The following is a 10,171-nucleotide window of genomic DNA, read 5'->3' as shown; positions in this document are numbered from 1 at the left end:
CGGCAACCGGGACCCCGGCCTCCTGCTCCTTCAAGATCGCAATGATCTGCTCTTCGGTGAACCTGCTTCGCTTCATCTCTGGTCCTTCTGATGGGGCCAGAGCCTACTTCAAACTGGATTAGGCGCAGGGGGCAACGTCAGTGGCTCCATATCGATCAGGTGTCGTTTGCGACAAAGGGGTGCGGGTAACGGATGAGCAGCACATCCTGGGTGTGTTGAACGGACGAATTGAGAACGCTGCAAGATCCGTGGCCACTCTCGACATCCCGAAGAACGTTTTAGCATCATGGGCATCGCAACAGGCCATTTTGCACAGCGCAACAAAGGCGGAAAAGGAGGACAAAGGCGATGTGGCTGAGATAGTCCTAAAGTACGGCGGTGATACCTTTGACCTCCCAATTGTCAATTGGAGAAGAAGGTGGTTCTCGGCGAAGCAGTTCTATGACGAAATTTCGAAATCTAAGGGACCTCTTGTCCTCTTTGACGGTAACATCTACTTCGATGATGAAGAGGACGACATGTCGCGGGCCGTTTTCGAGACATACTTTGAATTCGACAGATCGATAATTCGCACACCCGACGTGGGCGCTGGGTACAACAAGACTAGTCACTGCGCCTATCTGGCGATGGCAGTTGCGAAGAGAGCTTGGCCAACGTGCAGAATCGCCAGTGATCAGCGGAGAGTTGGCACAGCGGATGGCGTAGCAGTTGAGCGGGTAGTTCGAGTTTTAAGTCGACACTAGCCGTAGGCGCGGGCTAGTTCACCTCACCCTCCAACGTATCCAGCTCCATCTCCCTCAGCCGCTTCACCTTGTTGCGCAACCTCGCCGCCCTCAGGCTCAGTCGTCACGTCTCATTTCATTTGAAGTCATGATGACGGTTGCTCAATTCGGCGGATGCGGAGAGGCCCCCTCCTAGCCTCCCCCTGAAGGGGAAGGTTGGGTGGGGCTTAGTTGACCTCGCCGGAGAGTGTGTCGAGCTCCATTTCGCGGAGGCGCTTGACTTCGTCCCGCAACCTTGCCGCCTTCTCAAACTCAAGGTTCGTCGCGGCTTCCCGCATCTGGGCTTCCATGTCCTTGATGACGGCCGCCAAATTCGCGCCGACCTGGACCTGTTCCTTGCCGTCCTTGCCTTTGCCAATACTGATCGTGACGTGGTCCTGTTCGTAGACGCTGTCGACGATGTCGTGGATGTTGGAGCGGACGGAGGCGGGGGTGATGCCGTTGGCTTCGTTGTAGGCCATCTGCTTTTCGCGGCGGCGGTTGGTTTCGGCGAGGGCGCGCTCCATGGAGCCGGTGATGCGGTCGGCATAGAGCACGACCTTGCCGTCGACGTTACGCGCAGCGCGGCCGATGGTCTGGATCAGCGAGGTTTCGCTGCGCAGGAAGCCTTCCTTGTCGGCGTCGAGAATGGCGACGAGGCCGCATTCGGGGATGTCGAGGCCTTCGCGCAGCAGGTTGATGCCGACGAGGACGTCGAAGGCGCCCAGGCGCAGGTCGCGGATGATTTCGATGCGCTCGATGGTGTCGACATCGGAGTGCATGTAGCGGACGCGGATGCCCTGTTCGTGCAGGTATTCGGTGAGGTCCTCGGCCATTTTCTTGGTGAGGACGGTGAGCAGGGTGCGGTAGCCGGCCTTGTTGGTCTGGCGGATTTCGTCGACCACGTCATCGACCTGGGCCTTGGCGGGACGGATTTCGACCGGGGGATCGATCAGCCCGGTGGGGCGGATGACCTGTTCGGCGAAGACGCCGCCGGTCTGGTCCATTTCCCAGGAGCCGGGGGTGGCGGACACGTAGACCGATTGCGGGCGCATGGCGTTCCACTCCTCGAAGCGGAGGGGACGGTTGTCCATGCAGGAGGGGAGGCGGAAGCCGTATTCGGCCAGGGTCGCCTTGCGGCGCAGGTCGCCGCGATACATGGCGCCGAGCTGGCCGATGGTGACGTGGCTTTCGTCGACGAAGACCAGGGCATTGTCGGGGAGATATTCGAACAGGGTCGGCGGCGGCTCGCCGGGGCGGCGGCCGGAGAAGTAGCGCGAATAGTTCTCGATGCCGGCGCAGGAGCCGGTGGCTTCCATCATTTCGAGATCGAACAGGGTGCGCTGTTCGAGGCGCTGGGCTTCGAGGAAGCGGCCGGCGCCGTTGAGTTCCTGGAGACGCGCGGCGAGTTCGCTGCGGATGGCCTTGATGGCCTGGTTCATGGTGGTGCGCGGCGTCACGTGGTGGGAATTGGCGAAGACGCGGATGAAGGTGAGGTCGGCGGATTTTTTGCCGGTAAGAGGGTCGAATTCGACGATGGATTCGATCTCGTTGCCGAACAGCGAGACGCGCCAGGCGGCGGCTTCATAGTGGGCGGGGAAGATCTCAACCGTATCGCCGCGCACGCGGAAGGTGCCGCGGACGAAGCCGGTGTCGCCGCGCTTGTATTGCAGGGCCACCAGCTTGGCGAGCAGCTCGCGCTGGTCGATTTTTTGGCCTTTTTGAACATCGATCGTCATCGCGGTGTAATCTTCCACCGAGCCGATGCCGTAGATGCAGGAGACGGAGGCGACGATGATGACGTCGTCGCGTTCGAGGATCGCCCGCGTCGCCGAGTGGCGCATGCGGTCGATCTGCTCGTTGATGGTGGATTCCTTCTCGATATAGGTGTCCGTCCGGGGCACGTAGGCCTCGGGCTGGTAGTAGTCGTAGTAGGAGACGAAGTATTCGACCGCATTGTCGGGGAAGAAGGACTTGAACTCGCCATAGAGCTGGGCGGCGAGGGTCTTGTTGGGGGCGAGGATCAGGGCCGGGCGGTTGGTGGCGGCGATGACCTGGGCGGCGGTGAAGGTCTTGCCCGAGCCCGTGACGCCGAGCAGGACCTGGTCGGTCTCGCCATTGTTGATGCCTTCGACCAATTCGGCGATGGCGGTGGGCTGGTCGCCGGCGGGCTTGTAGTCGGTCACCATGCGGAAGGGGCGGGCCGGCATGCGCTTTTCGAGCTGGTTCTGCGCCTTGTGCGGCACCCAGGGGGAGGAGCCTTCCACCTCCTTGCGGCCATGCAGGATGATCTGTTCGAGCGCCTTGACGGTGGCGGTGACGCCGACGGTCTGGGCGTTTTCCAGACTCTCGCCCTTGCGGGCCTTGCTCTTTTTCACCGCGGCGTCGAGCGCCTCGCGCAGGCGGGCCTGGCTTTCGGGATCGGCGGCGGCGGCGCGGCTGATCTCGCGGGCGGATGGCTTGTGGCCGAAGCCGGCCTGGGCCGGTTCGCCCATGCCGTCGAAGTCGATGCGGTCGACGGAGTTGATCTTGGTCTTGCTGGTCCTGGCCGACATGCCGGTGGCGGTGTCGTTGTTGGACTTGGTGGTGCGGCGCTTTTCGAGCGCGGTCTTCTTCTTTTCGGCCTGGGCCAGGGCCTTGCGGGCGTCCTCCTCGGCCTGGGCGGCGTCGGCGGCCAGCTTCTGGTCGGCGCGGTCGAGCGCGCGCTTGTTGCGCATCCGCTCGGCGTAGAGCGGCTTGGACGCGGCGATATCCTCGGCCTTCTCGATCTCGCCGAGGAAGTCGTCGATGGAAAAGTCGGCTTTGCCGGGACGTGCGGACTTGTCGGCCATGGATACACCTGGAGAGGGGGAGGCGACTCAGATGGGGAACGAGGCGCGGGAATGCAATGTTCCGCGGAGCATAACGAGTAACGAACGGAGAGGGAACGGGGGCTGCTGACAGGCGGAGTCAGGAGTGATGACGCCGCCGCTGCGAGGCGGAATTGCTGGCGGGACATTTACGGAGTATCAGGAGTTTATGGGTAACGTTCTCCATTATGTCGCTAAAGTTCTCCGGTTCCTCAGTTAATCTGTCCAAGATCGGCTTCCTTGTTGCCGATCCGAGCGAGTTATACCGGGAGTTGTTCCGGCGACTGCTGCACGGCTTTGGCGCCAAGACCGTCCATGAGGCGGCCGATATCGCGACGGCGCGGCGCATCATGAAGGATCGCCAGGTCGATTTCCTGATCTGCGCGGCGGACCTGCCCAGGGGGCATGATGGCGGCACGGGGGCCGATGGCATCGAGCTGGTGCGCGGCATCCGGCTGGACGCCCAGCACAAGCAGCGGACCATACCCATCATCATCACCATGGGCACGGCGCGGCGCATCAGCGTGGGCCAGGCGCGCGACAGCGGCGCCAATTTCGTGCTGTCCAAGCCGGTCTCGTCCACGGTGTTCTATGACCGCATCGTCTGGATCGCGCGCTCGCCGCGACCGTTCTGGGAGAATGACACCTATTTCGGCCCCGACCGGCGTTTCCGCGAGCCGGGCCAGAAGGGTGCGCCCAAGCGGCGTCGCGCCGACAAGGGTGCGTTGGAGGTCGTCGATGTCGGGTAAGCCGGTGGGCAGGCAGGTCGCGGTGGTGACGAAGTTCCAGACCGAGGCGGTCAAGCCGGGCGGGGTCGATCGACGGGCGGCCGGGCGGGCGGCCGAGCAGGCGGTGGCGGACATGCAGGTGCAGGTGCAGCAGCGGGTGCTTGATAGCCTCGAGCCGCTGGTGGCCCTGCTGCGGCAGTGGCAGAAGGAGGCGCCCGCGGCGGCCGTGCGGGGTGCCTGCGACTGGGCGGCGACGACGCGCGACCTGGCTGGACTGGCCGAAATGCACCTGCTGACCGAAGTGGCCATGCATAGCTATGATTGCCTGGATGCGGTGGCGGTGGACGGCGCCAGCATGGACGCCAACGAGGCGGCCTGCTTTGCCGATGCCCTGGTCTTCGCCCGCCAGGACGCCTGCCGCGGCAGCGACCTCACGCCCTATCTGCCGCTGCTGAAGGACCTGGAGACGCTGACCACGCTGGTGATCGGCCGGGGAGTTCAGGCGGGTTGAGGGGGCTGGGCGCGCCGGCCGTAGACTTATCCGACAGACCTGGGGTCTGAAGCCGAAAGGTCAACTCATGGCGCTCCTGAGTGTTTGCAACCGGCCCAGCTCTAGCGCGGCATCGATGGGCACCACGCCATGCCCTGTCAGCGCCCACCCCGTTGGGGCAGCAATGGGGCGGGTTGCGGACAGGCTGCTTTCAGATGCCGAGGTACGAAGCAGACATCCACGCACTCTCCATGAGAGCCTCGAGCCGCGTCTCCACGCTTAAGAGAAGGACTTTCTCTTCCTCGATCTGCGGTCCGTCAGCCATGCAGTCACGGCCAAACGGGTCAAGCGCAGCCTTCTACTTCACCAGACGAAGCGTGGAACCTCGGTTCCCTACGGGCACATCGATGCCATAGAACGCAGGCAGTTCTTCAGCGTCCATGTGCAAGATCGCGGCCAAGTCTCCCAGGGAGTATCCAAGGGCATCTATATGCATGCGAACGACGCTGGGAAGCACGGTCGGCTGCTCATGCGGGAAATCGAGTTCGGGCGGTTCGCGGGTCCGCATGTTGTTCATGCTGAACTGTTTCCAGATGTAGACCTTTTGATTGGGCGTCAGCAGACCGAGACGATCTGCGACGAACACCAGAGACGACATGGACATGCGCCATTCGGTCTTCAGCGCAGCGAGGCGCGGCAGGTCAACGCGCCCTCGGCCGAAGTATGGACGGATGTCGCGAGAGGGAGCGAGCAGATACGATGCGAACGCATTTGCCTCGGCCTCCATGTCGGGCGTTGGGAAACGGTGCATGACTATGTGGCCAAGCTCATGCGCCAGCGTAAAGCGCATGCGATCGGCAGGCTGAGAATCGTTGAGCACGATCAGCGGCGGCATGCCGGGAACACGAAACGTGACACCGCTGATGGAAGAGCCGTTCAACGACGAGTGGGCAACGACGATGCCCGCCTCTTCGATAATCTGCGTGAGGTTGCGCAATGGCCCCGATGGCACTTGCCAATGCGCGCGGACTAGACCAGCAATTCGCTCTGCGTCACCATACTCATCGAAGTCGAGTGTGGGCACCGTCCGCACGGCGTTCACCTGCGCGGCCTCGAGCAGCCGCTTGAGGTGATGGGTGCGGACGTTCAATTCCGCGATTACCGCATCCATCTCGCCGGCAGTGACTTCGGCCTTCTTGCGCCACATGGGATGGACGCTCACCGGCGCACCGTAGACCGCGATTCGCTGGTCGAAGAACGATGGCGGCATCTTGAAAGCCCGAGCAGCGGCTTCGATCGTTTGATCGGAAGCGTCCTTGATGCCGTTCTCAATACGCGAAAGGTCGCTCGCCGAGACGCCAAGAAGCGCCGCGGCCTCCTTCTGCTGATACCCACGGCGTTGCCGTGCCAGCCTGAGCATGTCTCCCCGTGTGCTCATCGTAATCCGCTACTTCTTCTCTTGGTCTGTTTTCTTGGGCGTGTCCCTCAGGGAGACCAGCGGCGCCCGCGCTGCCGGCTCGATAGGAATGATTGGCAGCGGCGTCGGTAGCAGCGCAGTATCAGCCTCGGCGCCAATCTCATAGCTCCAGATCTTGGCATTGATGTCGCGGGCGACGATCTTCACTTTGTCGAGCTTGGTGGCCAGCTTGTTCGGATACCAGAGTGCCTCGACCTTCCATATCTCCGGAAGGCCCATGAAGCACTCCCGCGGATCGATGAATTCATACTCGGCTTTGGTTTCGATGTTTCGCCCCAAGCCGTCTTTATTGCCACGCTTGAAGCGGACCAACACCCGGTCATCGAACAGGTACTTCACACTCTCGGCGCGATCAATGCGATGGACACCTGGCAGATCGTCCAGGACTACACCCACCTCTTGCACAATGAAGTCGTACATCATGGTGGACATCGTCCGTTGAAAGCGGTTCGTGGCCCGTTCCGGGGAAGCAATCCAGCGAGCGAAGGCGTTGAGATGCGCTTCCATAAGCTTGCCTTCGAACGGCTTCAGGATTTCTTTGACTTCGTCTTCGTCGGGGTAGAGGGCGATCATGAGGTGGAATCTCGGAGGTGGAGGAATGCTACATCTTGACCGAATCCGCTTCCTAAATCAAAGGCAAAAATTGCAGGATAGTTTCAAGGAGCGGTATTTGTCCGCCAATTGATGGTGGAATGCCCTCTCGCAAGTCTGCTTCCGAGGTGTCTTGCTATAGGGCAAATGACGGGAATGGGGTCGGAAGCGGTCATTCGCCCGCTGAAACCAGTTGCCTGGCCGGCTAAGTCCTGGCCGCCGAATCCGCCTTCCCCGGCCGTGTCGCGATCCAGATCGTGTGGCGTTCGCCCTTGCCGTTGCTGCGGGCGCGGACGGTGATTTCTTCGACGCTCATGCTGGCCTGCTTGAGGCGCTTGGTGAACCTGATGTCGGGCGCGGAGGACCAGACGGCCAGGTGCCCGCCCGGCGTCAGAGCGGCGCGGGCGGCGGCGAGGCCGGCGGCGTTGTAGAGCCGGTCATTGGCGGGGCGGAACAGGCCGTCGGGGCCGTTATCGACATCGAGCAGGATGGCGTCGAAGGGTTGGCCGCCGCTGATGGCGGTGGCGACATCGCCCTGGTGGATGCGCACCCTGATGTCATCGAGGCTGTTGCCGTGGAGCACGGCGAGCGGGCCGCGGGCCCAGGCGACGACCTCGGGCACCAGTTCGGCGACTGTTATTTCGCTATCGGCGGCGAAGCAGTCGAGGGCGGCGCGCAGGGTGAAGCCCATGCCAAGGCCGCCGATCAGGATGCGGGCTTTTGGCCGCGTGCCGATGCGTGCGGCGGAGAGGGTGGCCAGCTGGACTTCGGAATTGCTGAGGCGGCTGTTCATCAGGGTGATGACGCCGGACATGATGGAAAACTCGGTGCCGCGCTGCATCAGCGTCATGGCGCCGCCGCCGGGCATGGTGGTCTCGCCGAGCTTAATCCAGGGCAGCATGGGGAACTCCTGTGGCGAGCTGGCTTGCATAGGCCGCTATCGTGGCGCCGTCGCGCTGGGCGGGCGGCAGGGGGAAGGTCAGGTCCTGCGCGATGGCAGCGGGACGGCCGGCGAGGGTGATGACGCGGGTGGCGAGGCGGGCGACGTCCTGGGGGCCGTGCGAGGCGAAGATGACGGTGGCGCCCGACGTGGCGATGATGTCGGCGAGAAGCTGGTGCAGGTCGTCGACCAGGGCGGCATCGAGGGAGATAAAGGGCTCGTCGAGCAGGAGCAGGCGGGCATTGGTGGCGAAGGCGCGGGCCAGGGCGACGCGGCGCTGCATGCCGCCGGACAGCATGCGGGGCCAGGCAGTGGCTTGGGTGGCGAGGCCAACCCGGGCGAGGGCGGCATCGGCGGCTTCGGCCGAGATGGCGGGCGCGGCGGCGCGGATATTGTCGCGGGCGGTGCGCCAGGGCAGGAGGCGCGGGTCCTGGAAGACAAAGCCCGGTGGAGGCGCCTGGTGGGCCGGGATGCCGTCGATGGCGATGCTGCCGGCGAAGTCACGGTCGATGCCTGCGATGAGGCGCAGCAGGGTGGACTTGCCGATGCCCGAGGGGCCGAAGAGGGCGGTGACGCTGCCGGGGGCGATATCGAGGCGGAGATCGGCGAAAAGCGGCGGCGTGGGGCCGGGGAAGCGCTTTTCGGCGATCGACAGGGTCAGGCCGGGTCCGGGCGCCATTGCAGCACATTTCGTTCGAGGGGTCGCAGCAGGCCATATTCGACGGCGAGAACGACCAGGATGAAGGCGGTGGTATAAGCGAGGATGCCCGTGATGTCGAAGAACTGGAACTGGATGCTGACGCGGTAGCCGACGCCGCCATCGCTGCCCAGCACCTCGAAGACGAGGACGATCTTCCAGATCAGCGACAGGCCGGTGCGCGCCGCGGCGAGAATGAAGGGCATGAGCTGGGGCAGGGTGACGAGGCGCAGGCGGCGCAGCGGGGACAGGCGGAGGGCGGCGGCGAGTTCGTCATAGTCGGCGGCGAGGCTGCGGACGCCTTCGCGGATCGTGGTGATGACGAGGGGGACCTTGTTGATGACGACAGCGGCGACCAGCGCCAGCTCGGTCAGGCCCAGCCAGATATAGAAGACGATGGCGACGACGATGGCGGGCAGGTTGAGCCCGACCAGCAGCCAGCCGGAAAACAGCCGGTCCAGCCAGCGCTGGCGGCCGAGGACGATGCCCAGGGCGGTGCCCAGGACCATGGCGATGACGAAGGCGCTGCCGGCGCGCAGCATCGTCTTGCCGAGGTCTGGTAGCAGGGGGCCGTGGGCGGCGAGGGCCCAGAGTTCGACGGCGACGGCGAGCGGGGTCGGGAACAGGCGGTGGGCGAAGGCCATGGCCAGGGCCTGCCAGAGCAGCAGCAGCAGCGGCAGCGACAGATATTCGAGCGCCGCGTGATGGCGGCGGGGCTGCGACCGGTCGGGCGCTATTTGCGGTATCCTCCCCAGAAGGTGCCTGGCGCGAGCTGGTCCTGCTCGCCGACCAGGTCGCTGCCGCCATATTGCGCCAGCAGCGCGAAGGCCTGGGCCGCCGCGTCGGTGTCTGCGGGATCGTAACCGGGGACGATGCCGGCGCGATAGTCGTCGCGCAGCTGGGTGAAGAGGGCGGGGTCATCAGAGGCGCCCATCAGGTCGGTGAGGCTGTCCCAGGCGGCGTCGTCGGCCAGCAGCACGGCCTTGGCGTCGAAGGAGGCATCCAGAAACGCTGATATGGCGGCGGTTTTCGTCGTGGCGGTCTCGTCGGTGAAGGTCCAGCCGAGGAGGGGCGGCTGTTCGGGGACGCCCAGGGTGGCGAGCATGTCGGCGACCGAGAGCAGTTCGGTCATGCCGGCTGCCTTGGCGCGGGCATTCCACTGCCAGAAGTTGAGCGCGGCATCGACGCCGCCGGAAGCGAGGAGTTCGTTGACGAGCGGCGGGGCGCCGAAGCGGGCGCTGGCATCGGTGGCGAGCGTGCCTGACGTGGCCTGGTTGTAATAGGCCTGGAGGATGACCCAGCTCTTGTCGACGGGGCTGCCGGATACGGCGATGGTCCTGCCGGCGAGATCGGCGACATCGGCGATGGGGCTGCCGGATGGGACCATCAGCCCGCCAACGGCGAGGGAATGGGGCACCATGGTGACCATGTTGCCATCGCCGCGCTGGATGGAGACCCAGACGAAATCGGAGAGGATGACATCGACGGCGCCGGCGAGCAGGGCGATCTGCCCGGCGCGGCTATCGGCAAGCGGACGGATCTGCAGGTCGAGGCCGTGTTTCTCGTCGAGGCCGAGGCGCTTAATGGTCTGGATTTCCCATTGCACCGTGCCGCTTTCCTGGACGCCGATGGTCAGGG

10 protein-coding genes and 1 pseudogene are annotated in these 10,171 nt (G+C 64.1%); 3 read left to right on the top strand and 8 right to left on the bottom strand.

All coding sequences use genetic code 11. The annotated features are described in order from the left end of the window. Positions 1-76: transposase (locus tag IH615_RS22190; RefSeq protein WP_366484651.1), on the bottom strand; the 76-nt coding region annotated here is incomplete at its 3' end. Between the two features lie 172 nt (positions 77-248). On the opposite strand from IH615_RS22190, the gene IH615_RS00285 reads away from it, so the two are divergent. Continuing rightward, positions 249-743 (top strand): hypothetical protein, encoded by a 495-nt coding sequence (locus IH615_RS00285; RefSeq protein ID WP_291358908.1) that lies wholly within the window; start codon positions 249-251, stop codon positions 741-743. 233 nt (positions 744-976) lie between these two features. Here the strand turns inward: IH615_RS00285 and uvrB are convergent. Further along, a pseudogene (uvrB, locus tag IH615_RS00280) lies at positions 977-2,959 on the bottom strand (excinuclease ABC subunit UvrB); the annotation flags it as partial. Between the two features lie 839 nt (positions 2,960-3,798). Here uvrB and IH615_RS00275 point away from each other — a divergent pair. Together IH615_RS00275 and IH615_RS00270 are read left to right on the top strand one after the other, a co-directional pair. Further along, on the top strand, positions 3,799-4,359 hold the full coding sequence (locus IH615_RS00275) for a response regulator (RefSeq protein WP_291358907.1): 561 nt from the start codon (positions 3,799-3,801) through the stop codon (positions 4,357-4,359). Beyond that, positions 4,349-4,849 carry a hypothetical protein gene (locus tag IH615_RS00270; protein ID WP_291358905.1) on the top strand — a complete coding sequence of 167 codons (501 nt, stop codon included), beginning with the start codon at positions 4,349-4,351 and terminating at the stop codon, positions 4,847-4,849. The genes IH615_RS00275 and IH615_RS00270 overlap by 11 nt, the downstream gene beginning before the upstream one ends. Before the next feature lie 337 nt (positions 4,850-5,186). Here IH615_RS00270 and IH615_RS00265 read toward each other — a convergent pair whose 3' ends face one another. The 6 genes from IH615_RS00265 to IH615_RS00240 form a co-directional block, all read right to left on the bottom strand. Next, positions 5,187-6,248, bottom strand: coding sequence for an XRE family transcriptional regulator (locus IH615_RS00265; RefSeq protein WP_291358903.1), 1,062 nt, complete (start codon positions 6,246-6,248; stop codon positions 5,187-5,189). A gap of 27 nt (positions 6,249-6,275) precedes the next feature. Next, positions 6,276-6,878 carry a hypothetical protein gene (locus IH615_RS00260; RefSeq protein WP_291358901.1) on the bottom strand — a complete coding sequence of 201 codons (603 nt, stop codon included), beginning with the start codon at positions 6,876-6,878 and terminating at the stop codon, positions 6,276-6,278. A gap of 223 nt (positions 6,879-7,101) precedes the next feature. Further along, on the bottom strand, positions 7,102-7,797 hold the full coding sequence (locus tag IH615_RS00255; RefSeq protein ID WP_291358900.1) for a hypothetical protein: 696 nt from the start codon (positions 7,795-7,797) through the stop codon (positions 7,102-7,104). Then, on the bottom strand, positions 7,781-8,515 hold the full coding sequence (locus tag IH615_RS00250) for an ABC transporter ATP-binding protein (RefSeq protein WP_291358899.1): 735 nt from the start codon (positions 8,513-8,515) through the stop codon (positions 7,781-7,783). The genes IH615_RS00255 and IH615_RS00250 overlap by 17 nt, the downstream gene beginning before the upstream one ends. After that, on the bottom strand, positions 8,494-9,177 hold the full coding sequence (locus IH615_RS00245; RefSeq protein ID WP_291358897.1) for an ABC transporter permease subunit: 684 nt from the start codon (positions 9,175-9,177) through the stop codon (positions 8,494-8,496). Before IH615_RS00245 ends, IH615_RS00250 begins: the two co-directional genes overlap by 22 nt. An 89-nt stretch (positions 9,178-9,266) precedes the next feature. Further along, positions 9,267-10,171 (bottom strand): ABC transporter substrate-binding protein (locus tag IH615_RS00240; protein WP_291358895.1); only part of this gene is annotated, 905 nt, incomplete at its 5' end.

Source organism: Devosia sp. (genome assembly GCF_014860165.1).
Classification (GTDB): Bacteria; Pseudomonadota; Alphaproteobacteria; order Rhizobiales; family Devosiaceae; genus Devosia.
This window is presented reverse-complemented; position numbering and strand designations above follow the sequence as displayed.